18 protein-coding genes are annotated in these 25698 nt (G+C 71.3%); 11 read left to right on the top strand and 7 right to left on the bottom strand.

Annotated elements, in window-relative coordinates; translation table 11 throughout:
• Positions 1-28 precede the first annotated feature (28 nt).
• From OHS71_RS24915 to OHS71_RS24895, 5 genes are read left to right on the top strand one after another with little or no spacing between them, the layout of a single operon-like run.
• The gene (locus OHS71_RS24915) at positions 29-2233 is read left to right on the top strand and encodes a bifunctional glycosyltransferase/CDP-glycerol:glycerophosphate glycerophosphotransferase (RefSeq protein ID WP_328481565.1); all 2205 of its coding nucleotides are present in this window, start codon (positions 29-31) and stop codon (positions 2231-2233) included.
• Positions 2234-2241: 8 nt separating this feature from the next.
• A complete protein-coding gene (locus OHS71_RS24910; RefSeq protein ID WP_328481564.1) occupies positions 2242-4485 on the top strand; it encodes a bifunctional glycosyltransferase/CDP-glycerol:glycerophosphate glycerophosphotransferase in 2244 nt (747 codons plus the stop codon).
• Complete coding sequence (locus OHS71_RS24905) at positions 4482-5771, top strand: hypothetical protein (RefSeq protein WP_328481563.1); 1290 nt, start codon at positions 4482-4484, stop codon at positions 5769-5771. Before OHS71_RS24910 ends, OHS71_RS24905 begins: the two co-directional genes overlap by 4 nt.
• 41 nt (positions 5772-5812) lie before the next feature.
• Positions 5813-6088, top strand: a complete 276-nt coding sequence (locus OHS71_RS24900) for a hypothetical protein (protein ID WP_328481562.1) — start codon at positions 5813-5815, stop codon at positions 6086-6088.
• Positions 6085-7644: a hypothetical protein gene (locus OHS71_RS24895; protein WP_328481561.1), complete on the top strand. Its 1560-nt coding sequence runs from the start codon at positions 6085-6087 to the stop codon at positions 7642-7644. Before OHS71_RS24900 ends, OHS71_RS24895 begins: the two co-directional genes overlap by 4 nt.
• Before the next feature lie 54 nt (positions 7645-7698).
• Here the strand turns inward: OHS71_RS24895 and OHS71_RS24890 are convergent, their stop codons facing one another.
• Positions 7699-8112 (bottom strand): organic hydroperoxide resistance protein, encoded by a 414-nt coding sequence (locus OHS71_RS24890; RefSeq protein WP_328481560.1) that lies wholly within the window; start codon positions 8110-8112, stop codon positions 7699-7701.
• A 142-nt stretch (positions 8113-8254) separates the two neighbouring features.
• Here OHS71_RS24890 and OHS71_RS24885 point away from each other — a divergent pair, with 142 nt between their 5' ends.
• Both OHS71_RS24885 and OHS71_RS24880 read left to right on the top strand, forming a co-directional pair.
• Positions 8255-8773, top strand: coding sequence for a MarR family winged helix-turn-helix transcriptional regulator (locus OHS71_RS24885; RefSeq protein ID WP_328481559.1), 519 nt, complete (start codon positions 8255-8257; stop codon positions 8771-8773).
• Between the two features lie 332 nt (positions 8774-9105).
• The gene (locus tag OHS71_RS24880) at positions 9106-10338 is read left to right on the top strand and encodes a glycosyltransferase family 87 protein (protein ID WP_328484631.1); all 1233 of its coding nucleotides are present in this window, start codon (positions 9106-9108) and stop codon (positions 10336-10338) included.
• 285 nt (positions 10339-10623) lie between these two features.
• Here OHS71_RS24880 and OHS71_RS24875 read toward each other — a convergent pair whose 3' ends face one another.
• Positions 10624-11268: a response regulator transcription factor gene (locus OHS71_RS24875; protein ID WP_328481558.1), complete on the bottom strand. Its 645-nt coding sequence runs from the start codon at positions 11266-11268 to the stop codon at positions 10624-10626.
• Between the two features lie 93 nt (positions 11269-11361).
• On the bottom strand, positions 11362-11997 hold the full coding sequence (locus OHS71_RS24870; protein ID WP_328481557.1) for a TetR/AcrR family transcriptional regulator: 636 nt from the start codon (positions 11995-11997) through the stop codon (positions 11362-11364).
• 181 nt (positions 11998-12178) lie between these two features.
• Between OHS71_RS24870 and OHS71_RS24865 the strand changes: the two genes are divergently transcribed.
• A complete protein-coding gene (locus OHS71_RS24865; protein ID WP_328481556.1) occupies positions 12179-13096 on the top strand; it encodes an ABC transporter permease in 918 nt (305 codons plus the stop codon).
• Positions 13089-13925, top strand: a complete 837-nt coding sequence (locus tag OHS71_RS24860) for an ABC transporter ATP-binding protein (RefSeq protein ID WP_328481555.1) — start codon at positions 13089-13091, stop codon at positions 13923-13925. Before OHS71_RS24865 ends, OHS71_RS24860 begins: the two co-directional genes overlap by 8 nt.
• A gap of 157 nt (positions 13926-14082) precedes the next feature.
• On the opposite strand, the gene OHS71_RS24855 is transcribed toward OHS71_RS24860, so the two are convergent.
• On the bottom strand, positions 14083-19032 hold the full coding sequence (locus OHS71_RS24855) for an NAD-glutamate dehydrogenase (protein ID WP_328481554.1): 4950 nt from the start codon (positions 19030-19032) through the stop codon (positions 14083-14085).
• 611 nt (positions 19033-19643) lie between these two features.
• On the opposite strand from OHS71_RS24855, the gene OHS71_RS24850 reads away from it, so the two are divergent.
• Positions 19644-20210 carry a DJ-1/PfpI family protein gene (locus tag OHS71_RS24850; protein WP_328481553.1) on the top strand — a complete coding sequence of 189 codons (567 nt, stop codon included), beginning with the start codon at positions 19644-19646 and terminating at the stop codon, positions 20208-20210.
• A 137-nt stretch (positions 20211-20347) separates the two neighbouring features.
• Here OHS71_RS24850 and OHS71_RS24845 read toward each other — a convergent pair whose 3' ends face one another.
• Both OHS71_RS24845 and OHS71_RS24840 read right to left on the bottom strand, forming a co-directional pair.
• Positions 20348-21019, bottom strand: a complete 672-nt coding sequence (locus OHS71_RS24845) for an HAD family hydrolase (RefSeq protein ID WP_328481552.1) — start codon at positions 21017-21019, stop codon at positions 20348-20350.
• Between the two features lie 132 nt (positions 21020-21151).
• Complete coding sequence (locus OHS71_RS24840) at positions 21152-21667, bottom strand: DUF6912 family protein (protein WP_328481551.1); 516 nt, start codon at positions 21665-21667, stop codon at positions 21152-21154.
• Positions 21668-21999: 332 nt separating this feature from the next.
• Between OHS71_RS24840 and OHS71_RS24835 the strand changes: the two genes are divergently transcribed.
• A complete protein-coding gene (locus OHS71_RS24835) occupies positions 22000-22686 on the top strand; it encodes an Rv3235 family protein (RefSeq protein ID WP_328481550.1) in 687 nt (228 codons plus the stop codon).
• 150 nt (positions 22687-22836) lie between these two features.
• Here OHS71_RS24835 and secA read toward each other — a convergent pair whose 3' ends face one another.
• Positions 22837-25683 (bottom strand): preprotein translocase subunit SecA, encoded by a 2847-nt coding sequence (gene secA, locus OHS71_RS24830; protein WP_328481549.1) that lies wholly within the window; start codon positions 25681-25683, stop codon positions 22837-22839.
• Positions 25684-25698: the final 15 nt, after the last annotated feature.

Here is a 25698-nt window from a genome sequence, read left to right as displayed (position 1 = left end):
ATCAGCAGATCGACAGAGAAAGTACAGAATGCCCCGCTTCAGCATCATCGTCCCGTCCCATGGGGTCGCGGGCCGGCTGTCCCTGGCGCTGGACTCCGTCCTCGCCCAGTCCTTCGGCGACTTCGAGCTGATCCCCGTCAGCGACGCGCCCGACGCCCCGGCCGCGGCCCTCGCCGCCGGGTACGCGCGGCGGGACTCCCGGGTGGCGCCGGTCCACTCACCGCCCTCCGCCGGGCTGAGCGGGGCACGCAACACCGGGATGCGGGCCGCGACCGGCACATATCTGCTGTTCCTCGACGGCGACGACACCCTCACCCCGGGCGCCCTCGCGGCCCTGGACGCCCGGCTGGCCGAGACCGGAGACGTCGACGTCCTCTACGCCGAGCACGAGCGCACCCCCTGGTGGGAGGGCGAGCCGGCCAACCCGGCCGCGCTACTGCTGGCGAGGACGCCGAAGGGCGCCTTCTCCCCGGCCGAGGCCCCGCACCTCACCGGCGTGCAGCTGCCCGCCTGGGGCACGGCCTACCGGCGCTCCTTCGTCACCGGGCACCGGCTCGCCTTCCCCGACGGGCACTTCACGGACGTCGGCTTCGGCGGCCTGGTCACCGTGCACGCCGAGCGGGTCGCGGTGCTGCGCTCGGTCGTCGTACGGCACCTGCTGCGGCGGCAGGGCAACCGGCTGAACCTGCCGGGCGAACACCACCTGGAACTCCTGGAGCTGACCGACGAGGTGCTGACCCGGGCGGCCGGGCTCGGGCTGTCCGGGGACCGGTCGGGTGCCCTCTTCGAGCAGCTCTTCGCGGCCGTCCTGAAGAGCGCCGCGCATCCGGCCCGGCTCACCGGACGCCGTCGCCGGGCCTTCTTCCGGCGCGCGGGCCGGCTGTACCGCCGCCACCGCCCGGCCGGATTCCGCGGGCCCGGCGGCAGTCTGGGAGTGCAGCACCGGCTGCTGGCCGCCGGAGCGTACACGGCGTTCCGCGCGCTGGGCGGCGCCAACCGGAAGGCGTCCGGTGCCCTGGAGCGCCTCCCACGCCTCCAGGGCCTGCGCACCCGCCTGTTCTACCGGCGACAGCTGCGCCGTCGTATCGAGCCGGACCTGGCGGTGTACTGCGCCTACTGGGGGCGCGGCTACGCGTGCAGTCCGGCCGCGATCCACGCCAAGGCCGCCGAGCTCGCCCCGCACATCCGCTCGGTGTTCCTCGTCGAAGCCGGCCAGGCACAGTCGATGCCGGAGGGCGTCGAGCACGCCGTCATCGGCAGCCGCCGCTCCTGGCAGGTCCTGGCCCGGGCCCGGTACCTGGTCAACAACGCCAACTTCGCGGAGGGCGTCGTCAAGCGCGAGGGCAGCGTGCATGTGCAGACACAGCACGGCACCCCGCTGAAGAAGATGGGCGTCGACCAGTCGACGTACCCGGTCGTCGCCGCCGCGACCGGTTCCTTCACCAAGCTGCTGGGCCGGGTGGACCGCTGGGACTACAACCTCTCCTCCAACACCCACTCCACCCAGATGTGGGAGCGCGCCTTCCCGGGCTCGTACGAGCAGTTGGAGTACGGCTATCCGCGCAACGACGTGTTCTACACGGCGACCGCGGACGACGTGGCCCGGGTCCGGCGGGAACTGGGCGTGCCGGAGGGCAGCACGGCCGTGCTGTACGCGCCCACCCACCGCGACTACCACACCGGTTTCGAAGCGGGCCCGGACCTGGAGGCGTTCTGCGAGGCGGCCGGCGAGGACGTCGTCGTGCTGCTGCGGGCGCACTACTTCTACGACGGAGGCGGTGGGCGCGGCAGCGGCCGGGTCATCGACGTCACCGGGCACCGCTCCTCCGAGGAGGTCTGCCTGGCCGCCGACGCGCTGGTCACCGACTACTCGTCGATCATGTTCGACTACGCCAACCTGGACCGCCCGATCGTGGTGTACGCCGACGACTGGGACGTCTACCGGGAGACCCGCGGCGTCTACTTCGACCTGATGGCGGCACCCCCCGGACCGGTCGCCCGCACGCCGCAGGAGCTGGCCCGCGTGTTCCGCGACGGCTCCTGGGCGGACTCCGGGTCCGCCGCACTGCGGGCCGCGTTCCGGTCCCGTTTCTGCCAGTTCGACGACGGCCGGGCCGCCGAGCGGGTGGTGCGCCGGGTGTTGCTCGGTGAGCCCCCGGAGGCGATCGCGCCCGTACGGCCGCTCGCCGAACGCGTCCCGGCCCCCGCCGCCTCCACCCTCGTAAGGAGCTGACTCCCGCAGTGCCCCGCTTCAGCATCATCGTCCCGTGTTTCAAGGTGCAGGGCTTCCTGCGCGAGTGTCTCGACTCGGTCCTGGAGCAGTCGTACCGGGACATCGAGGTGATCGCCGTCGACGACCGCTCGCCCGACGGCTGCGGCGCGATCCTCGACGAGTACGCGGCCCGCGACGACCGGGTCCGGGTCCTGCACCTGCCGGAGAACGCCGGCCTCGGCCGCGCCCGCAACGCCGGCATGCCGCTCGCGGGCGGCGACTACCTGTTCTTCCTGGACAGCGACGACACCCTCACCCCGGGCGCGCTGGGCGCGATGGCCGACCGGCTCGACGAGACCGGGGACCCGGACGTGCTGGTCTTCGACTACGCGCGCACCTACTGGTGGGGCGGCACCCGGCGGAACGCCCTCGCGCACATCCTCGCGGAGACGGCCGACGGCACGTTCACGGCCGCCGGACGACCGGAGATCCTCGACCTGCTGATGGTCGTGTGGAACAAGGTCTACCGGCGGGAGTTCGTCGAGGGATACGGCTTCGCCTTCCCTCCCGGCTACTACGAGGACACGCCCTGGACGTTCCCGGTCATGCTCAGCGCGGAGCGGATCGCCACGCTGGACCGGATCTGTCTCGACTACCGCCAGCGCCGGCAGGGCAACATCCTGTCCACCACCAGCCGCAAGCACTTCGACATCCACGACCAGTACGAGCGGGTCTTCGCCTTCGTCGGCTCCCGCCCGGAGCTCGGCTCCTGGCGGCCGTACCTGCACCGCAAGATGGGCGAGCACTGTCTCGACATCCTCGCCAAGCCGGACCGGCTGCCGGCCTCCGACAAGGGCGAGTTCTTCCGCCGCACGGCCGAGCTGTTCGCCCGCCACAAGCCCGCCGGCGAGCGGGTGCCCGCCGAACTCCGGGTCCTGGAGGGCGGTTACACCGCCTACCGGATCAGGCGGAAGGCCGGGCAGGCCGGCCGGGAACTCGCCCGGCTGGGCGGACAGGCACGCGGGGCGGCGGGCGCGCGGGCGCGGCGGGGGACGGCCGCCCTGCACCGGCGCCGCCCTCTGGACCCGGGCCTCGTCCTGTACTCGGCGTTCTCGCACCAGGGTGTGCTCGGCGACCCGGGAGCCGTCTACGAGAAGGCCCGGGAGATCGCACCGCAGCTGCACGGGGTGTGGGTGGTGCGCGACGAGGAGACGGCCGCGCGGCTCCCGGCGGGCGTGGAGCACGTACTGCTCGACTCCCCCGCCTACCGGCGCGTCAGCGCGCGGGCCGGCTTCCTCGTCAACAACGTCAACTGGCCCGGCGCCCTGGTCAAGCGGCCGGGCAGCGTCCACATCCACACCCACCAGGGCACCCCGCTGAAGTACATGGCGGCCGACCTGCTCCAGCGACCCGGCGCCCGGCACGGCGTGGACGTGCCGCAGATGCTGCGCCGCGCCGACCGCTGGGACTACAGCCTGGTCGCCAACGAGCACTCGGAACTGGTGTGGGAGCGGGCGTACCCGTGTCACTTCACCTCGGTGCGGACCGGCAGTCCGCGCAACGACGTGCTGGTGAACGCCGGCCGGGACGCCGGTACGCCCGCCGCCGCGCAGACGGCTCCCGAGGTCCGCGCGCGGCTCGGCATCCCGGCGGGTCACACGGTCGTGCTGTACGCGCCGACCCGCCGTGACTACGTGCGTGGCGGACACGCCGACCGGCTCGACCTGGCCCGGTTCGCCGCCGACCTCGGCGAGGGACACACCCTCGTCGTACGGCTGCACCCGTCGCTGGCGACCGGTCCGGCGCGCGGGCTGGGCCTGGCCGACCTGCACCGGCGCGGGGTGCTGGTGGACGCGACGGACGAGCCGCGCGTCGAGGACGTCATGCTCGCCTCCGACGTCCTGGTCACCGACTACTCGGCCCTGATGTTCGACTACGCCAACCTGGACCGGCCGATCGTCGTCCACGCCGACGACTGGCCCGCGTACACGGCGAGCCGGGGCGCCTACTTCGACATCACGGCCGACGCGCCGGGCCACGTCTCGCGCACCTACCGGGAGCTGGCCTGGCTGCTGGCCTCGGGCAGCTGGCGCGACGAGGAGTCGGCACGGCTGCGGGCGGGCTTCCGCGAGCGGTTCTGCGCCTACGACGACGGGCGGGCCGCCGAGCGCGTCGTGCGGCGGCTCCTGCTGGGCGAGGAGTTCCCCGAGGGGGCAGTCGTCGCGAAGGTGCCCGGCCCGGCCCTGGCCCGTGATCTGCTCCCGTCGACATGAAGACCTCCCTCCGGCCGCGCACGTGGGTGCTGGTCCTGGCCGCCGTGTTCGCGCTGTTCCAGCTCGCGAACGTGACCGGCCGGGACACACCCGACAGCAAGAACTACCTGTCGTACGCGCTGAGTCTGCGCGGTGAGAGCAAGCGGGAGGCGGCTGCCGTCACCATCGCCTACGCCTGCGCGGGACAGGCCTCGTCCGCGGGTCGCCGGCAGAGCGTGGACGTGCTGCGCTTCGACGAACCGGACCCGGGCCGCCGGGTCGCCGCCGAGTGCCGCAGGCGGGAGTGGCGCAACGTCGACGCGCGGCTGGAGGCGGGACAGACCGGCGGGCACACCGTGCCGTTCATGCCGGAGCGCTTCATGCGGATCTTCGAGGTACGCCCCGGCTACCCGGTGTTCCTGCTGCCCTTCATCACCCTGTTCGGTGTCACCTGGGGCGTGTGGCTGGCGGCGGTGGCGGTGACGGCGGCGGGCGGGGCGCTGGTGTTCCTGATCCTGCGCACGCTGTGCGTTCCGGCCTCCGTCTGCGTGACCGGGCAGGGCCTGTACTACGTGCTGCCGTGCGGTACGACGGCCATGCGCCCGATGACCGAGGGCCTGCTGCTGGCGCTGACGCTGACGGCGGTGTGGGGGTGTGCGATGGCGCTGGAAGACGAGGTGCCGGCCGGAGCCTGCCTGGTCGGCGGTTCGCTGGCCGCCCTGTTCACCGTCAAGCACTCGCAGGCGCTGTTCCTCGGGCTGTGCCTGGCGGGCGCGGGCGCGCTGATCGCCGTACGGCGCCGGCGGCGCGGGCGGCCGGCGGGGCGGGGGGTGGCCGTGGTGGCCGTGGCGGGCGGTTGCGGGGCACTGGGGACGCTGGTTATGGCACGACTCCTGCACTATCCGTCCGAGTCGGAGAGCCTCCAGGATCTGCTGACCCACCACTTCGACCGGCCGGACCGCACGCACGCGTGGGCCGAGTTCCTGCGCCTCCAGGGCCACTTCTGGGTGGAGTGGCTGCGCCAGCAGCTGTGGGAGCCGCTGTTCGTGGCCGCTCTGGCGGCCGGAGCCTGGGGTGCGGCACGGGGACCGCGCCGGGCGTTCGGCGTCTTCCTGCTGGGCGCCGCCTGCACCGGGGTGCTCACCCAGGCGGGACACCCGGACATCACCATCTGGGGCGACCGGCTGATCGTACTGGCGTGGCTGCTGCCGGTGCTGGGCGTGCCGCTGCTGCTCGAGCCCGTGCTGCGCGGACGGGTGTCCCTGCCGGTCCAGGAGGGCTCCGATCGGGCTCACTCGATGCGGTGACGTTCGGCAAGGCCGGTGACCCGAGCGGGAAGGTACGGCGAATGCCCCTATTTGCCCCACTCGACCCGCACGGCCAGATCCCCCAGGCCGACCAGATCACCGAGACGGACCGGGTCACCAGGACGGACCGGGCCGACCGGATCGACCACCGGGCCGGTTCCCTGCCCCGCTCCCCGTGCGGTGGCCTGTGCGGTCGCGGGCCCGGTTGCCGTTCGGGGCGCCTGTCCCGCTCCGGGTCCGGCATGCGGTCCCGGCGCCTGTTCGACCCCTGGTCCGGCCCCTTCCCCGGCCTGATCCGATCCGGCGTGGTCCGTTGAGCGCCGGTGTCCTCGTCCGGCGGCCCGCGCGCGGTGCGACGGCGCTCCGCGGGGGACGGGTGTGGCGGCCGACCCCGTACCAGGTCTTCGGCCTGCTGTTCTGGCTGGTGATGTCGCTGGCGTACTGGCGGGTGCCGCAGTGCTGTGACGCCGGCCAGCACGCGGCGGTCGTCGAACGTCTGAAGGACCGTCTTGTGCACCCCCGGCATCCGACGGGCGACGTGCCGGGCACGGGCAGCCCCTACTACTCGCCGTACGCGGTCGCGGAGGGCGCGTTCGCCCGGGTGACCGGGCTGACGGGCTGGGAGGTGCTGCGGGTCGCCGGTCCGGTCAACCTCCTCGTCCTGCTCACCGGCATCGGCCGCTTCACGCGCGCGCTGACGCCGAGACCATGGGCGCCGGTTCTGGCACTGGCGGCGATGACGCTGCTGTGGGGCACCGAGCGGGCCTGGTGGAGCGGCTACCTGGGCCTGATGTCGATGACCGGCAACCTCGGCTATCCGTCCACCTTCGCCATCGGGCTCGGCTTCTGGGCGTGGGCCCTGACGGGTACACGCGCGCGTGACGCGCGCCGCGTGCGGTACGTGGGTCCGAGCGGGCTGCGCGGCTTCACCGGGTACGTGACACTGGGCGCGCTGTACGGGCTGATCCTGCTGGTGCATCCGATCACGTCGGTCGCGGCGGTGGCCGGCGGCGCCGCCTTCGTCGTGGGGTGGCAGCGGGAGTGGCGGGCCGCGGTGACCGCCCGATGGGCGGTGGCGGGGGCCGTGGCGCTGCTGGTGGCCGCGGCGTGGCCCTACTTCGACGTGTTCGCGCTGGCCGGGGACGGCAGCGTGGACGCGATGCACCGACGGCTGTACGACGGGCGGGCCGGCCACTTCTGGCTGGCGCTGGCGGGAGTGCCGGCGCTGTGGGCGCGCGGTCGCCGCTCGGCGCGTGACCCACTGGTGCTGATGTTCGCCCTGGAGTGCGCGGTGGTGACGTACGGCTTCGTCAGCGGCCACTACACCTACGGGCGGATCCTGGGGCTCGCCCTGGTCCCGCTCCAGTTCGCGGCGGCCGTGGAACTGGCGGCGCCCCGTCCCTGGCGGGCGGGGCGGCGCGTGCTGGGCGCGGTCGTGGCGGGTGCGGCCTGTCTGGGCTTCCTCACCGTGCAGGCCGGGGCGGTCGTGCCGCGCGCGCTGGACCCGGTCGGCTTCGAGGCGCCGCCGCGCTGGCCCTCGTACGACTGGGCGGCACGACACATCGGGCCCGGCGAGGTGGTGGTCACCGACGGGTACTACGCGGTCCACGCGATCGCCGGGTACGGGCCGAACCTGGCCGCGCCGGCCTGGCCGGACGCGGCCCTGGACGAACGGGAGCGGCTACGGCGGGTGAATGACGTCCGCGCCTACCTCTCCCCCGGGTCGACCCGCGCCGAGCGGGTGGCGATCGCCCACCACTACCGCGTCCGCTGGCTGCTGCTGACGCGCTGGCACCCGGTGCCCGAGGAGGCCGTGGTGGTGACGTGGAGCCGGCGCACGGGTGAGGTGCTGGCGCGGGTCGGGAACCACTGACCCGCCCGGAGCGGCCGGGGCCCACCGAGCCCTGGGCCGCCCGGCTGCCGGGGACTACTCGATGACGAGGTCGACCTCGATGTTGCCGCGGGTGGCGTTGGAGTAGGGGCAGACCTGGTGGGCGGTCTCGACCAGCTTGCGGCCGGTCGCCTCGTCCAGGCCGTCGGGCAGCTCGATGCGCAGCGTCACCTTCAGGCCGAAGCCCTCGCCCTGCTTGCCTATGCCGACCTCGGCGGTCACGGCGGCCTCGGTGACGTCCACCTTGGCCTGGCGGCCGACGAGACCGAGGGCGCTGCCGAAGCAGGCCGCGTAACCGGCGGCGAACAGCTGCTCGGGGTTGGTGCCCTGACCGTTGCCGCCGAGCTCCACCGGCGGGGCCAGCTGGAGGTCGATCCTGCCGTCGGAGGAGACGGCGCGACCGTCGCGGCCGTGGGTGGCGGTGGCGACTGCGGTGTAGAGCGCGTCCATGGATGAACCATCCCTCTCGGAAGTCATGTCGGGGGGTGGCCGGCCCTCGCGCCGTTCGCGTCCGGACCGCCTCACGGAGACAATTAGAGCACACAATTAAGTTGTGCACAACTAAATGGCTCGCTAGAGCTACTCTGGAGACATGACCCCGACGCCCACGCCCGCCGCACAGGAGAACGCCGAGGAGAACTGGCTCCGCCTGGACAGCCAGATCTGCTTCTCCCTGAACGCCGCCTCGCGCGCCTTCAACGGCGTCTACCGCGTGATCCTCAAGGAACTCGGGCTGACCTACCCCCAGTACCTGGTGCTGCTGGTCCTGTGGGAGCACGGCGAGCTGCCCGTCAAGAAGCTCGGCGAGCACCTCCGCCTCGACTCGGGCACCCTGTCGCCGCTGCTCAAGCGGCTGGAGGCGGCCGGCCTGGTACGCAGGGAGCGCAGCGTCCGCGACGAGCGCTCGGTGGTGATCCGGCTCACGGACGAGGGCTCCGCACTGCGTCGGCAGGCCCTTCGGGTGCCGCGGCGGATCGTTTCGGCGACCGGCTTCGACCTGGACCAGATCCGCGAACTCCGCCAACAGCTCGACCAGCTCACCACGGCACTCGACACGGCAGCCCTGGAGGAGCCCGCACAGGAAGACCCCGAGCGCGAAGAGCACGCCTGAGGACCTGGAGCGCGAAGGGCACACCCGGAGAGAAACGCACCCGGAGGAGAAGGACCGCACGGAGAAGCGCCGCATGGATGCGGACCTCCGGCGGACGGGCTTCCCGGGCGAGCGCACCTCCGGCGGATGGGCGTTGGATGGGCGTTTTAATACGTTTGGGCGGACTTAGGCCGACTTACGATCCGCGGGTGATGAATCGCCCCCGCTTCCTCGCCGCCCTCTCCACCCTCTCCACCCGGGTTTCGGCCTCCGCCTCCAGCCCCGCCCCCGCCCCTGCCCCTGCCCCTGCCCCTGCCGTCGCGCTCGCCTTCGCGTGGCTCGTCACCCGCGCCATGATGCTGTGGCTGCTCGCCCACGACTCCCTGCCCGTGCTCGGCGGCCGCGTCGCCCGGGAGGTGTGGCGTGGCTACCACCACTGGTACGGCACGCTGTCGACCGGCGCCTTCCCCGCCCAGGACACCCTGTGGCAGTACCCGCCGGGTGCCGGGCTGGTGCTGCTGGCGCCGGGGGCTCTGCCGTGGTGGACGTATCTTCAGGCGTTCGTCGCCCTGACGGTCGCCGCCGACGCGGTGGTCGCGGTGGCCCTCGTCCGCGCGGGCACACGACCCGGCCGCAGCCTGTACGGGGCCGCACTGTGGGTGGGCGGGCTTCCCCTGCTGCTGCGCCTTCCGCTCGCCCGCTACGACGTACTGGTCACCTCCCTCGCCGTCATCTCCCTGTTGACGCTGAAGCGGTCCACGCGCGCGTGCGGGGCGTTCGCGGCCCTGGGGGCACTGGTGAAGGTGTGGCCGGCACTGGTGCTGCTCGGGGCGCCGAGGGGGCGGGACACCAGGTCGGCGTGGACGTCGGCGGCGGCGACGGGGGCCTCCTCGCTGGTGTTGCTCGCGCTGGCGTTCCGCGATCCGCTCGCCTTTCTGCGCCAGCAGGGCGGCAGAGGCGTGCAGATCGAGTCCCTGGGCGGCACGGTGCTCTCCCTCGCCTCGCACGCCGGCTGGCCGGGCGGCGTCCGGTACCGCTACGGCGCGATGGAGTTCACGGGCCCTCACGTCTCCGCCGTCGCTCATCTCTCCCTGGCCCTCACCGCCGCGGCCTTCGGCCTGCTGCTGCTGTGGCGGGTCCGGGCCCGCCACTGGACGGAGGCGACGCCGTACGACGCCGCCCTGAGCGCCGTGCTCCTGTTCACCGTCACCAGCCGGGTGATCAGCCCGCAGTACATGATCTGGCTGCTGGGCCTGGCCGCCGTCTGCCTGACCTCACGGCACACCACCCAGCGACCGGTCGCCGTGCTGCTGCTGGCGGCGACCGCGGCCAGCTCGGTGATCTTCCCGCTGCTCTACCCGGAGGTCATCGACCGCACCTGGACGGGCACGGCGCTGATGCTCGTACGCAACGGCCTGCTGACCGCCGCGGCCACGCTGTCCTTCGTCCGCCTGTGGCGCTCCGGCACCGCTCGTGACGTTCCCGGCGCGAGGAGGCGTCCCCGGGCCCTGCCCAAGAGCCGGGCACCGACCCTGCTCGGGGACGCCCGGGGCGCGGGCCGGCGGTCTCGCGGGCTGCCCGGGTGAGCGATTGCGGCCCGAGTGAGCGAGTCCCCGCCCCAGGCCCCACCCCCAGGCCCCGCGCCAAGGACTGCGTCGGCGGCCGCGCCCCCGGCTCCGCGGCGGCTGGGCCGTCGGCGGCCCAGCCGCGGTGAACGGACGCGCGCCGCCGCGCCTGCCCGGTCCACCGAGCCGGCAGTCCGGCCGGCGGCGGTCTGCGCTGCGGTCTGCGGTCTGCGGTCTGCGGTCTGCGGTCTGCGGTCTGCGGGGGGCCTTGCACGGTGGCGGGCTTGATTCCCGTGGCGGCCCGGGTCAGGCGTTGTTCAGGTACGCCAGCACGGCCAGTACGCGCCGGTGCCCGCTGTCGCCGACCGGAAGGCCGAGCTTCAGGAAGACGTTGCCGATGTGTTTGCTGACGGACCGTTCGGTGATCACGAGGCTGCCGGCGATCGTGGCGTTGTCGCGGCCTTCGGCCATGAGTCTCAGCACCTCGCGCTCACGCGGCGTCAGCGAGTCGAGCGGCGAGTCACGGCGGCGGGACAGCAGCTCCGTGACGACCTCGGGGTCGAGCGCCGCCCCGCCGGACGCGACCCGCTCCAGCGCGTCGAGGAACTCGTCCACCCGGCCCACCCGGTCCTTCAGCAGATAGCCGACCCCGCTCGCGCCCCCGCCCAGCAACTCGGCGGCGTAGGACTCCTCGACATACTGGGACAGCACCAGCACCGGCAGGCCGGGAATCCTCTCGCGGGCCTCCAGGGCGGCCCGCAGCCCCTCGTCGCGGAAGCCCGGCGGCATCCGCACGTCGAGCACCGCCACGTCCGGCCGGTGCCGAAGGAGCGCCGGAACGATCTCGGGGCCGGATCCCACGACGGCCACCACCTCGTGCCCGGCCGACGTCAGCAGCAGGACCAGGCCCTCCCTGAGCAGGGCGTTGTCCTCGGCCATCACGACTCTCATGCCACCTCGACTCCCGTCACAGCGTCGCGGCCGCGCCGCCCACAGACCGTTGCACGCGGACCGCCGCCCGCCTGCCGCCCGTCGGCCGCTCGCCTACAGCGCCTTGATCGCCTCGGTGGTCGCCCGGGTCAGCGCGGCCAGATAGCCCTTCGGCAGCTTCGGATTGCGGATCACGACCGAACGCCAGTAAAGCGGACCCGAGATCAGATCGAGCGCCAGCTCCTCGTTCAGCCCCTCGCGGACCTCGCCGCGCCGCACCGCCGCCGCCACGATCTTCAGGGCCACCTCCTCCTGCCCCTGCTTCAGCGCCTTCTGCATCGCCTCGGCGATCTCGGGGTTGCGGGCCGCCTCGGCCTGGAGGTCGGGGATGATCTGCGAGGCCACGGGGTGCCGCAGTGCCCGCGAGGTCACCTCGTAGAGCATGCGCAGGTCGCCCTCCAGGCTGCCCGTCTCCGGGGCCGGCAGCCCCTGCACGGCGATCACGGAGACGATGTCGAGGACGAGGTGCAGCTTGGAGCGCCAGCGCCGGTACACCGCGGTCTTGCCCACTCCGGCGCGGCGGGCGATGCCCTCGATGGACATCCGCGCATAACCGACGGTCGCGAGTTCCTCGAACACGGCGGCCCGGATGGCTTCCGTCACATCCTCGCGCAGCACGGCCGCACCCGCGGGCGCCCGGCGGCGCGGGCGCGCCGGGGGTCCATCGGCGTTCGTCGCGTTCCTCGTCATGCCGACAGCATAGGGCGTTACGACGAAACGGTTGCGTTCCGACGTCAACTCGGCCTACTCTCACGTTGCGACGATACGGTCCCGTCCTGACGTAAGAAAACGTGAAGAAAAGCGTAAGGAAACGTCGGACGACTCAGGAAACGCGGTCCGCACCCCCCTCCCCCGAGTGAAAGCAGCGGATGTGAGTCAGGTCCTCCACACACCGCCCAGGACACCGGCCCCCGGTCACGAGACCCTCGCGGCCCTGGCCCAGCGGAACGGTCTCACGGTCAGCGGCGCCCGCCCCTCCCTGCCGGAGTACGTCCGCCAGCTCTGGGCGCGCCGCCACTTCATCACCGCGTTCGCCACCGCCAAGCTCACCGCACAGTACAGCCAGGCGAAGCTGGGCCAGGTCTGGCAGGTGATGACCCCGCTGCTGAACGCGGCGGTGTACTACTTCATCTTCGGTGTCCTGCTGGGGACCAAGCAGGGCGTGGCGGACTACATCCCGTTCCTGGTCACGGGCGTCTTCGTCTGGACGTTCACCCAGAGCTCGATCATGGCGGGCACCCGGGCCATCGCGGGCAACATCGGCCTGGTGCGGGCCCTGCACTTCCCGCGGGCCGCGCTGCCGATCTCGTTCTGCCTCCAGCAGCTCCAGCAGCTGCTGTTCTCGATGGCCGCGCTGCTGATCATCCTGTTCGCGGTGGGCGTGCCGCCGGCCCCGTCCTGGGTCCTCGTCCTCCCCGCGCTGACGCTGCAGTTCATCTTCAACGCGGGCCTGGCGATGATCATGGCCCGGCTCGGCGCCAAGACGCCGGACATCGCCCAGCTGATGCCGTTCATCCTGCGCACCTGGATGTACATCTCGGGCGTCATGTGGAGCATCGACAACCTGATCGGCAAGCACAAGGGCATGCCGTCCTGGGGCGCCGACCTGCTCCGGGCCAACCCGGCCGCCGTCTACATCGACCTCATGCGCTTCGCGCTGATCGACAGTTTCCACGCCAGTCAGCTGCCGCCCCACGTGTGGGTGCTCGCGGTCGGCTGGGCAGCGCTCGCCGGCGTGGGCGGCTTCATCTACTTCTGGAAGGCTGAGGAGACGTACGGCCGTGGCTGACAGCACAGACAGCGCGAAGCGCACCGCGCTCACCGAACTCGTCGACAAGCAGATCCCCACCGTCGTCGCGGACGGCGTCGACATCGTCTACCGGATCCACGGCACCGGCAGCGGCCGCGGCAGCGCGACCGCCGCCCTCAACCGCATCCTGCGTCCCAAGCAGGCCGAGAAGGCCGCCGGCATGCGCACGGTGCACGCCGTCAAGAACGTCTCCTTCGTCGCCTACAAGGGCGAGGCGATCGGGCTGATCGGCACCAACGGCTCCGGCAAGTCGACGCTGCTCAAGGCGATCGCAGGTCTCCAGCCGGTGGAGAACGGCAAGATCTACACCGACGGCCAGCCCTCCCTCCTCGGTGTCAACGCGGCCCTGATGGGCGACCTGACCGGCGAGCGCAACGTCTACCTCGGCGGCCTGGCCATGGGCATGACGCGCGAGCAGATCAAGGAGCGCTACCAGGAGATCGTCGACTTCTCCGGCATCAACGAGAAGGGCGACTTCATCTCCCTGCCCATGCGCACCTACTCCTCCGGCATGGGCTCCCGGCTGCGCTTCTCCATCGCCGCCGCCAAGGACCACGACGTGCTCCTCATCGACGAGGCGCTGTCGACCGGCGACGCGCGGTTCCAGGCACGTTCGGCGGAGCGCATCCAGGAGATGCGCCAGCACGCCGGCACCGTCTTCCTGGTGAGCCACAGCAACTCCGCGATCCGCGAGACCTGCGAGCGGGCGCTGTGGCTGGAGCGCGGCGAACTGCGCCTGGACGGCCCCACGGAAGAGGTCCTCGAGGCCTACGAGAAGTTCACCTCGGACAGCGGCAGGAAGAAGTAGCCGACACGTCCGGCCCGCCGAGACAGCGAAGCGGCGAGAGCGTACGGCACGTACGCGCGTACGGCACATGAGAAGGGCGCTCCCCGGTGACTCCGGGGAGCGCCCTTCTCTCATCCAGGTGCCTACGCGTACAGATACGTACGCGTACGCGTACCGCCTACGAGTGCGTCCGCAGCAGCGTGCGCATCGTCCGCATGGCCACCGACAGGTTGGCCAGGTCGAACGTCTCCGACGTCTGGATCTCCTCCAGCGTGGTGCGCGCCCGGCCCAGGATCGCCGCGTTCTTCTCCTCCCACGCCTTGAAGCGCTGCTCGGGCGTCGAGGTGCCGTTGCCGACGGCCAGCACGTCCGCCGTCAGCGCCGCGTGCGCCGCGTACAGGTCCTCGCGGATGGAGGCGCGGGCCATGGACTGCCAGCGGTCGGCGCGCGGCAGCTCGATGATGCGGTCCATGAGCTGGGTGATGCGCAGCCGGTCGGCGAGGTCGTAGTAGACCTCGGCGACGTCCAGCGGGTCCCGTCCCATGCGGTCGGCCACCGAGACGATGTCCAGCGCCGGGAAGGCCGACGAGAACCCGGCCACCCGGGTGGCCAGCTCGTCCGGCACGCCGGCGTCGGTCAGCTCGTCGTGGATCCGCTGCCACCACTCCAGGTCCGCACCGCGCAGCAGCTGCGTCAGCTGCGACCACACCTGTTCGACGCGCTCGGCGAAGAAGTCGACGGTCTCGGCGAGCTGGAGCGGCTGCGGCCGGTTGTTCAGCAGCCAGCGCGTACCGCGCTCGACGAGCCGCCGCGAGTGCAGCCGGATACGGGTCTGGACATCGGCCTCGACCCGGTTGTCGAGATTCTCCACCGCGTCCCACACGGGCGCCGAGCGGAAGATCGCACGGGCCGCGGTCTGGGCCCGCACGATCTCCTCCAGCGAGGCGCCCGTCTCCTCCCGCAGCCGGTGCAGATACGTCGTACCACCCGTGTTGACCGTGTCGTTGACCAGGACGGTCGTGGTGATCTCGCGGCGCAGCGGGTGGCTGTCGATGCCCTCGGGGAACCGCTCGCGCAGCGCCGTCGGGAAGTACGCGTGCAGCAGACCGCGCAGGTACGGGTCGTCGGGCAGCGAGGTGTGCAGCAGCTCGTCCGACACCGTGATCTTCGTGTAGGCCATCAGAACGGCCGTCTCCGGACTGGTCAGACCCTGGCCGGCGCCGAGACGTTCACGGATCTGCCGGTCGGTGGGCAGGAACTCCAGGGCCCGGTCCAGGTGCTTCTCCCTGACCAGATGGCGCATGAAGCGCTGCTGGGCGTGGAGCATGTCCTTGGACTGGGCGAGGGCGTTGGCGATCGCCGTGTTCTGCGCGTAGTTGTTGCGCAGGACGAGGGCGCCGACCTCGTCGGTCATCTCCGCGAGCACCTTGTTGCGCTGCTTGACGGTCATGTCGCCCTCGCCGACCAGGCCGTTGAGCAGGATCTTGATGTTCACCTCGTGGTCGGAGGTGTCCACGCCCGCGCTGTTGTCGATGGCATCCGTGTTGATCTTGCCACCGTGCAGCGCGAACTCGATCCGGCCGAGCTGGGTCAGGCCCAGGTTGCCGCCCTCGCCGACGACCCTGACGCGCAGGTCGGCGCCGTCCACCCGGATCGGGTCGTTGGCCTTGTCGCCGACGTCGGCGTTCGACTCCGCACCGGACTTCACGTATGTGCCGATGCCGCCGTTCCACAGCAGGTCCACCTGCGCCCGCAGGATCGCCTTCATCAGGTCGGCGGGGGTCAGCTTGGCGACGTTCCCCTCGATGCCCAGGGCCTCGCGGATGTGGGCGTTGACCGGGATCGCCTTCGCCGTCCGCGGGAAGACACCGCCGCCGGCGGAGATCAGGTCGCCGTTGTAGTCGGCCCAGCTGGAGCGGGGCAGCTCGAACAGCCGGCGGCGCTCGGCGTACGAGGTCGCCGCGTCCGGCTTCGGGTCGATGAAGATGTGCCGGTGGTCGAAGGCGGCGACCAGCCGGATGTGCTCGCTGAGCAGCATGCCGTTGCCGAACACGTCACCGGACATGTCACCGACGCCGACGACCGTGAAGTCCTCGGCCTGGGTGTCCACCCCCAGCTCACGGAAGTGCCGCTTCACGGACTCCCAGGCACCGCGGGCGGTGATGCCCATGCCCTTGTGGTCGTAGCCCGCCGAGCCGCCGGAGGCGAAGGCGTCGCCGAGCCAGAAGTTGTACGACTGCGCGACCTCGTTGGCGATGTCGGAGAACGTCGCCGTGCCCTTGTCGGCGGCGACCACCAGGTAGGTGTCGTCCTCGTCGTGCCGCACGACGTCGGCCGGCGGCACGACCTCCCCGCCGACCAGGTTGTCGGTGATGTCGAGCAGCGCCGAGATGAACGTCTTGTAGCTGGCGATTCCCTCGGCCAGCCACGCGTCACGGTCCACGCCCGGGTCGGGCAGCTGCTTGGCGACGAAGCCGCCCTTGGCGCCGACCGGCACGATGACGGTGTTCTTCACCATCTGCGCCTTCACCAGGCCGAGCACCTCGGTACGGAAGTCCTCACGCCGGTCGGACCAGCGCAGACCACCGCGCGCGACCTTCCCGAACCGCAGGTGCACGCCCTCCACCTGCGGCGAGTACACCCAGATCTCGAATGCCGGCCGGGGCGCCGGCAGGTCCGGGATCGCCTGCGGGTCGAACTTCATGGACACGTAGTCGTGCGGCTCGCCGCCCGCGCGCTCCTGGAAGAAGTTCGTCCGCAGGGTCGCCTTGATGACCGTGAGGAAGGACCGCAGGATCCGGTCCTCGTCGAGCGAGGCCACCTCGTCGAGGGCGGCGTCCAGCTCCTCGAGCAGCGCGTCGACGATCTCGTGCCCGGCACGCTGCCGGTCGGGCGACATCCGCGCCTCGAACAACGACACGAGCAGCCGGGTGGTGTGGACGTTGGTCCGGAGGGTGTCCTCCATGTAGTCCTGGCTGAAGGTGGACCCGGCCTGCCGCAGGTACTTGGCGTACGCGCGCAGCACCATCGCCTGCCGCCAGTGCAGCCCGGCGCCCAGCACCAGCGCGTTGAACCCGTCGTTCTCCGCCTTGCCGGTCCAGGTCGCCGAGAACGCCTCCTGGAAGCGCTCACGCCCGTCGTCACCGAGGTCACCACCGGGACCCGCCAGCGACTTGGGGATGCGCAGACCGAAGTCGTAGATCCAGGCGTTGCTGCGGTCCGCGCAGCGCAGTTCGTACGGCCGCTCGTCGATCACCTCGACCCCGAGCCGGTTCAGGACCGGCAGCACGGCCGACAGCGAGATCGAGTCACCCTTGCGGTAGATCTTGAAGCGGCGTTCGTCGGGTGCGGCGCCCACCGGCTCGTACAGGCTGAGCGAGAAGTTCCGCTCCTCGGTGAGCCGCTCCAGATGGCACAGGTCGGCGACGGCGGAACGCGGGGTGTGGTCGGCCTTGTAGCCCTCGGTGAAGGCGCTGCCGTAGCGCCGCAGCAGCTCCGCGGCCCGCTCCTCGCCGAGTTCGGCGTTGAGCGCCTCCTGGAACGCGTCGGCCCAGGAACGCGCCGCCTCGACGAGCCGCGCCTCGATGCGCTCCTTGTCGGAGTCGGACAGCTCCGGCAGCTCGGTGCCCTGCGGGACACGCACGACGAAGTGCAGCCGGGACAGGATCGACTCGGTGTTCCAGGCGGTGAAGTCGACGTTCGTCCCGCCCAGCTCCTCCTTGAGGATGTCGATGATCCGCAGCCGCACGCCCGTGGTGTAGCGGTCGCGGGGCAGGTAGACGATCGCCGAGTAGTAGCGCCCGTACTCGTCCTGGCGCAGGTAGAGCCGCAGCCGGCGCCGTTCCTGGAGGTAGAGCACGGACGTGACGATGGACCGCAGTTCGTCCACCGGCGTCTGGAAGAGCTCGTCGCGCGGGTAGGTCTCCATGATCTGGAGCAGGTCGCGTCCGTCGTGGCTGTTGGGCGAGAACCCGGCGCCCTTCAGCACGGCCTCGACCTTGCGCCGCACGACCGGCACCCGCACCACGGACTCGGTGTAGGCGGCGGAGGAGAACAGTCCGAGGAAGCGCCGCTCCCCGACGACGTTCCCCTCCTTGTCGAACTTCTTCACCCCGACGTAGTCGAGGTAGGAGGGCCGGTGCACGGTGGCCCGGCTGTTCGCCTTGGTCAGCACCAGCAGCTTGTGCTCGCGGGCCTTGGCGCGGGCATCGGCCGGAAGCCGCTCGAAGGACGGGCTGACGGGGTGGGCGTCACCGTCGCCGTGCTGCGGGTCGGAGCGCAGAATGCCGAGCCCGGTCCCGGGAACGGCGGCGAGGGCGTCGTCACCCCGCAGCTGGTACTCCCGGTAGCCGAGGAACGTGAAGTGGTCGGCGGCCAGCCAGCGCAGCAGCTCACGGGCCTCGTCGACGTCGGGCCGCGCCAGGTCACCGGGGACGGGCTCCTCCTGGAGCCCGTCGGCGACCCGCAGCGCCGTGTCCCGCATCTTCTCCCAGTCCTCGACGGCCTCCCGGACGTCGGACAGGACGCGCACCAGGTCGGCGGTGATCTGCTTCAGGTCGGCGCGGTCGGTCTCACGGTCGGTCTCGACGTGGATCCACGACTCGACATGCCCGTCGTGCGGGAGCTCCCCCGCGGCGGGCGGACCGCTGAGCACCTCGATGAGCTTGCCGGCCACATCGCGTCGCACGACGACCTGCGGGTGGATGACGAGGTGGATTCCCCGCCCCTGGCGGGTCAGCTCGTTGGTGACGGAGTCGACGAGGAACGGCATGTCGTCGGTCACGACCTCGACGACCGAATGACTGCACGTCCAGCCGTTCTCCTCGACGGTCGGCGTGTAGACCCGTACGTTGGCCGTCCCCTGCGGCCGGTTCTCGGCCAGCCGGTAGTGCGAGAGCGCGGCTCCGAAGACGTCGACCGGGTCACGGCCGTTCAGGTCCTCCGGGGCGGTGTGCAGGTAGTAGCGCTGGAGGAACGCGAGGAGGGTGGCGTGGTCCGGGGTTCCCGCGGCACCGCCACCCCCGCCCGTCGTCCCAGTCGGTAGGTGCCCCCCGACCGGACTGTTCTCAGCGACCCGCGCCGCCCTCTCGAGCAGCTCGGCCTTGGCTTCGTCCAGCTTGGTCTGCATTGTCCTCTGGCTCCTGTCGCGCGCCGTTGCGTGACGTAGAAGGAAGTACGGTCTCTTCCCCTGCGGCTCGACGCCACGGCCCGGGGTCTCCGGTCTGCTCCGACGCTATGCCGCAAGGTGAGATGAGCGGGGGGTTATCGGCCATTCTCGACACCACTCCCGGGTGTGACGCTGCTCTCCGCGTCCTGTGCATCCGGAGTGTGTACGGCGTCCCGGGGCCCTCTGCCGCCCCATCCCGCCCGCGCCGACCAGCGTCCGCCGCCCGGCTGCGGAGATGGTCCGCACACGCCGGGCGCAGGGCAGGGGCAACAACGCCCCCGCGAGCTATCGCGCTGATCACGCCATAAGGCTATCGCCCCTCCCGGGCCCCCCGTCATGAGCCGTATGTGTACAAAACCTGGCCCAGAACTTTGCCGTTCTGCACAGAGGCAAAACGGGTGACGCCGTGGGAAGGAAGCAGAGCGGCGAGCGCCGGAGGGGCGCAGCCCGCGGCGGGGGAAAAGATGACGCCGGCCTCACCCCGCGGGACGCTGAAAGCGCCCTCTTGGCAAGCCCACCCCCCAAGAGGCACGTTGCCCATGGCAACGCCCGCCCGAGAGGAGCCGCCCACCATGTCCGCGAAAATCCTCATCGTCACCGGCGACGCAGCGGAGTCCCTGGAAGTCCTCTACCCCTACCAACGCCTCCTCGAGGAAGGCTACGAGGTCCACATCGCCGCGCCCACCCGCAAGAAGCTCCGGTTCGTCGTCCACGACTTCGAGCCCGGCTTCGACACCTACACGGAGAAGCCCGGGTACACCTGGCCCGCCGACCTCGCCTTCTCCGAGGTGGACCCCGGCCAGTACGCCGCCGTCGTCATCCCCGGCGGCCGGGCCCCGGAGTACCTCCGCAACGACCCCGAACTCCGCAAGATCCTCAAGTCGTTCTTCGACGCCGACAAGCCGGTCGCCCAGATCTGCCACGGCCCCCTGCTCACCGCGGCCGCCGACGCCCTGCGCGGCCGGCGCGTCACGGCGTACCCGGCGCTGGAACCCGACATGCAGTCGGCCGGAGCCACCTTCCAGGACGCCGAGGCGGTGGTCGACGGCACCCTGGTCTCCGCCCGCGCCTGGCCGGACCACCCGGCGTGGATGCGCGAATTCCTGACGGTGCTGCGCGCCAAGGCCCCGGTGACCTGACCCCTGCCACCCCGCCCGAGCAGCCCGGCCCAGCCTCGGTCCCCCGCAGGTGCGGCGCCCTCAGGACGCCGCACCTGCGGGGGAGCGGCCCGCACGTCCTGCGCCAGGCCCGCGGGGCGCCTTCCCCCGCGAAGACGCTACGCGGCCGCAGCCAACCGCCCCGCGACCTCCACCGCCTCTCCCAAGGTGTCCACGACCGGCACCCCCACCCCCTCCAGGCTGGCCCGGCTGTGCGACCCCCCGGTGTACAGCACCGCCCGCGCGCCCACATGCAACGCGGCCACCGCGTCATCGGCGGCATCCCCGATCACCACCGTGCGCGCCGCCTGGACGCCGGTCAGCGACTCCAGGTGCCGCACCATGTGCTCGGCCTTGCTGCCGCCGGAGGGCCCGGTCCGCCCCTCGACCCGTACGAAGTGCGGCTCGATCCCGAACCCCCGGACCAGCGGGACGAGTTCGTCGTGGACGTACATGCTCAGCAGGGACTGGCTGTGTCCTGCCGACCGCCACCCGGCGAGCAGTTCCACCGCCCCCTCGGTGAGCCCGCACCGCACCCGGTGCTCCGCGTAGTACCGGTGGAAGACGTCGTCCATGACCTCCCACTCGGCATCGGTGGGCAGCCTTCCCAACAGCCGCTCGTAGAACTTGGGCACCGGCACGCAGTACAGCGCCCGGTACCGCTCCAGCGTGATCGGCTCCAGGCCCAGCTCGACGAATGCCGCGTTCGTCGCCCCGATGATCGCGTCGTTGTCGTGGAACAGCGTCCCGTTCCAGTCCCAGACGATGTGCGCCGCTTCCTGCTTCCCCATACCTGCAAACGTACCCGCCGCCACCGACAGTCAAGTGCCGGCCGAAGCGCATTCGACGCGGCCCCGCCCCACCCGACCGAGCAGCCCGCGCAACCCCGCGCCCACCAAGGACCGGTCCGGTCCCCGACGAGTTCAGTCGCCCGAACCCACCAGACCCGCGATCTCCTGCCCGGCGAACCAGAGCAGTTCATGGTCCTCGGCCCCGTCCACGACGAACTGCGCGTCGTCGTCCCCTGCGTCCGCCGCCGTGAGCGCCTCCGCCGCCGCGGTCACGTCCGCCTCCGCCTCGCCGGCGTCGACGTGGACGGCGGCCACCTTGGCCAGCGGCACGGCGCCCGTCACCCGCACCTCGCCCAGCGCCGCCGGATCGAGCGTCCGGTCGGGGTCCGCGGCGGCCGCCCGGTCGGGTACGTCGACGGCGACCACGACCCGACGCCGGGGCGCGCCCGGGTCCGCCGCGAGCAGCCGCAGCGAGGCGAGCGCGGCCCGGCTGAGGGCCGCGTACTCCAGCTCCTCGATGTCGTCGGACAGATACCACTCACGCAACGCGGGCGTGACGGCGTACGCGACGAGCGGCCCGGACCCCAGCTCACCCGTCTTGTGCGCCTCGGCGAGACCGGGGAGGGTCAGGGGGACGTACACGCGCATGGCTGGCCGCTCTCTTCGTGGTCGCAGGCTCGGACTCGGTGCCTGCGGGAGGCCGGTTCCGCGCCTCCCGAGGGCCTTCAGGATACGTGCGGCTGTCCCCTTTCGGGTCCCTGCCCACACCCTCGCGGACGTCAACACGGAGCCACGGATTCACCCGCCCCACCCCCGCGGCGCCGGGCTTCCCGCACCCCCGACCACCCCTGATAGGTGAACTTCCCCGGCCCCCGCCACGGCCGCCTGGCTTCCTTGCCGTCATGGACCGCGACCCCGTACAAGATCCGCAACGGCAAGTTACCGCCCGGTAGAGCCGAGCCCACCGAACGGGGACACCCATGAACAAGGTCATGACGCGGACACAGCACCACCCCGGCAACCGGCCTCCCGGCCGCCGCGACACCCGCCGCCCCGCAGGCGCACCACCACGTACCCCGACCGGCAGCGGCCCCCGCACGGCACCCGGCGGCAGCCGCCCACCCGGCTCGCCCACCCCCGGCACCCCCAACCGCACCCGCCCCGCCGACGGCCGCCCCCCATCCCCCCGATCCCTCACCCGCCACCCCGCACCCGAACCCACCACCAGCTCCCGCGCCGGCTCCCCCACCGCCCCCGACCGGGCGGCCCCCACGCAGCCCCCCACCCCCGTCCCCACCCGGTCTCCCCTCCGCCCCGTCGCCCAGCCACGCCCCACGGACCTCTTCGCCGACCGTCTCCTCGCGGTACTGACCGGCCGGCGCCCCGTCCACTTCATGCTCCGGCACACCCTCGGACACGCCTACGACGACCTGGCGCACCTCGCCGAACGCGGCCCCCTGCGCAGCACCCGAGGCGCCCGCCCCGTCGTCCGTGACATCGGCTACTACGTCCCCCGCCAAGGCGCCATCGAGGCATTCGCCCGCATCAGCGCCGGCGACCGCCTACGGGCCATGGCCTTCCGTCTGGAACTCGGCACGGACCGCCGCTGGCGCTGCACCGCCGTGGAACTCGAAGGCAGCCGCAGGCCCCGTCCACAGGACGACTGAGCCGCCCCTCAGCCGCCGAACAGCAGAGGACCGGGCCACCCGAAGGTGACCCGGCCCTCAAGCCGCTACGAAGCCCGCGACGCGGTCGATGACGCGTCGCCCCAGGTCATACGACCGTAAGCGGGCGAACGAACCGCGGGCGCACGCGCCCTACTTCTTGCGCCGCCGCCCGGCCTTCGCCTGCTTGCGGCGCTCCGCGCGCGTGAGGCCGTCGGCCTCGGAGCGCACCGGCTCGTCGTCGTCACTGTCGAAGTCGCCCTCGATCGTGCCGCCCTCACCGTCGACCGTCGGAGCCGAGAAGTGCAGCTGACGACGCTGCGGAGCGTCCAGCCCCTTCGCCCGGATCTCCGGACGCGAACCCGCCTGCGCCGGAACCACGTCCTGCTTGTCCATGTCGACCGGCTCGGCATCCTGCACCGGGACCTCCTCGACCTGCTGCTCGACCTGGACCTCCAGGTTGAACAGGTAGCCGACGGACTCCTCCTTGATGCCGTCCATCATCGCGGAGAACATGTCGAAGCCCTCGCGCTGGTACTCGACCAGGGGGTCCTTCTGCGCCATCGCGCGCAGACCGATGCCCTCCTGGAGGTAGTCCATCTCGTAGAGGTGCTCGCGCCACTTGCGGTCCAGGACCGACAGCACGACCCGCCGCTCCAGCTCACGCATGATCTCGGAGCCGAGCTGCGACTCCCGCGACTCGTACTGCTCGCGGATGTCGTCCTTGATGGACTCGGAGATGAACTCGGCGGTCAGACCGGCCCGGTCCCCGGCCGCCTCCTCCAGTTCCTCGACGGTGACCTTCACCGGGTAGAGCTGCTTGAAGGCGCCCCACAGCCGGTCCAGGTCCCAGTCCTCCGGGAAGCCCTCGGCGGTCTCCGCGCCGACATACGCGTCGATCGTGTCGTCCATGAAGTGGTGGATCTGCTCCTGGAGGTCCTCGCCCTCCAGGACGCGGCGCCGCTCACCGTAGATGACCTCACGCTGACGGTTCAGCACCTCGTCGTACTTCAGGACGTTCTTACGCGTCTCGAAGTTCTGCTGCTCCACCTGCGACTGCGCGGACGCGATCGCGCGCGTGACCATCTTGTTCTCGATCGGCACGTCGTCCGGCACGTTGGCCATCGACATCACGCGCTCGACCATCTGCGCCTTGAACAGACGCATCAGGTCGTCACCCAGCGACAGGTAGAAGCGGGACTCACCCGGGTCGCCCTGACGGCCGGAACGACCGCGCAGCTGGTTGTCGATCCGACGCGACTCGTGCCGCTCGGTGCCCAGCACGTAGAGGCCGCCCAGCTCCTTGACCTCTTCGAACTCGGCCTTGACGGCCTGCTCGGCCTTCACCAGGGCTGCGGGCAGCGCGGCCGCCCACTCCTCGATGTGCTCCTCGGGGTCGAGGCCGCGCTGACGCAGCTCCGCCTCCGCGAGGTCGTCGGGGTTGCCGCCGAGCTTGATGTCGGTACCACGGCCGGCCATGTTGGTGGCGACCGTCACCGCACCCTTGCGGCCGGCCTGGGCGACGATCGACGCCTCCCGCTCATGGTGCTTGGCGTTCAGCACCTCGTGCTGGACACCCCGCTTGGAGAGCTGCTGCGACAGGTACTCGGACTTCTCGACCGACGTCGTACCGACGAGGATCGGCTGGCCCTTCTCGTGCTTCTCGGCGATATCGTCGACGACCGCCTCGAACTTCGCGACCTCGGTGCGGTAGATCAGGTCGGACTGGTCCTTGCGGACCATCGGCCTGTTCGTCGGGATCGGCACCACGCCGAGCTTGTAGATCTGGTGGAACTCGGCGGCCTCGGTCATCGCCGTACCGGTCATGCCGCACAGGCCGGGCTGTTCCTTGCCCTCGTGGCTGTGGCGCTTGTAGAGGCGGAAGAAGTTCTGAAGGGTGATCGTGGCGAGCGTCTGGTTCTCGTCCTTGATGTCCACCCCTTCCTTCGCCTCGATCGCCTGGTGCATGCCCTCGTTGTAACGGCGGCCCGCGAGGATACGGCCCGTGTGCTCGTCGACGATCATGACTTCGCCGTCCATGACGACGTAGTCCTTGTCCTTCTTGAAGAGCTCCTTCGCCTTGATGGCGTTGTTCAGGTAGCCCACCAGAGGGGTGTTCACCGACTCGTAGAGGTTGTCGATGCCCAGCCAGTCCTCGACCTTGCTGACACCGGCCTCGTGAATGGCGACCGTGCGCTTCTTCTCGTCGACCTCGTAGTCGCCGGTCTCCTCGATGCCCTTGAGCGGGTTACCCGCCTCACCCTTCTTCAGCCGCGTCACCAGCTTGGCGAAGTCGCCGTACCACTTGGTGGCCTGGTCGGCCGGACCGGAGATGATCAGCGGCGTACGCGCCTCGTCGACCAGGATCGAGTCGACCTCGTCGACGATGGCGAAGTTGTGGCCGCGCTGCACCAGCTCGTCCTGCGCCCACGCCATGTTGTCGCGCAGGTAGTCGAACCCGAACTCGTTGTTCGTGCCGTAGGTGATGTCGTACGCGTACTGCTCACGGCGCTGGGCCGGCGTCATGTTGGCGAGGATGCAGCCGACTTCCAGGCCCAGGAACTTGTGGACGCGGCCCATCATCTCGGAGTCACGCTCGGCCAGGTAGTCGTTCACCGTGATCAGGTGGACGCCCTTGCCGGACAGCGCGTTCAGATACGCGGGCAGCGTGCCGACGAGCGTCTTGCCCTCACCGGTCTTCATCTCGGCCACATAGCCGAGGTGCAGCGCGGCGCCACCCATGATCTGCACGTCGTAGTGACGCTGGCCGAGGACGCGCTTGGCGGCCTCACGCACGGTGGCGAACGCCTCGGGCAGCAGGTCGTCCAGGCTCTCACCGTCGGCGTACCGCTGCTTGTACTCCTCGGTCAGGGCCCGCAGCTCGGCGTCGGAGAGGTCGACGAAGTCCTCTTCGATGGAGTTGACCTGGTCCGCGATGCGGTGCAGCTTGCGCAGGATCTTGCCTTCGCCTGCACGCATGATCTTCGAGAGGACGGACACGGGGGTTGGTCTCCT

Source organism: Streptomyces sp. NBC_00377 (assembly GCF_036075115.1).
In the GTDB taxonomy this organism is placed as follows: Bacteria; Actinomycetota; Actinomycetes; order Streptomycetales; family Streptomycetaceae; genus Streptomyces.
This window is presented reverse-complemented; position numbering and strand designations above follow the sequence as displayed.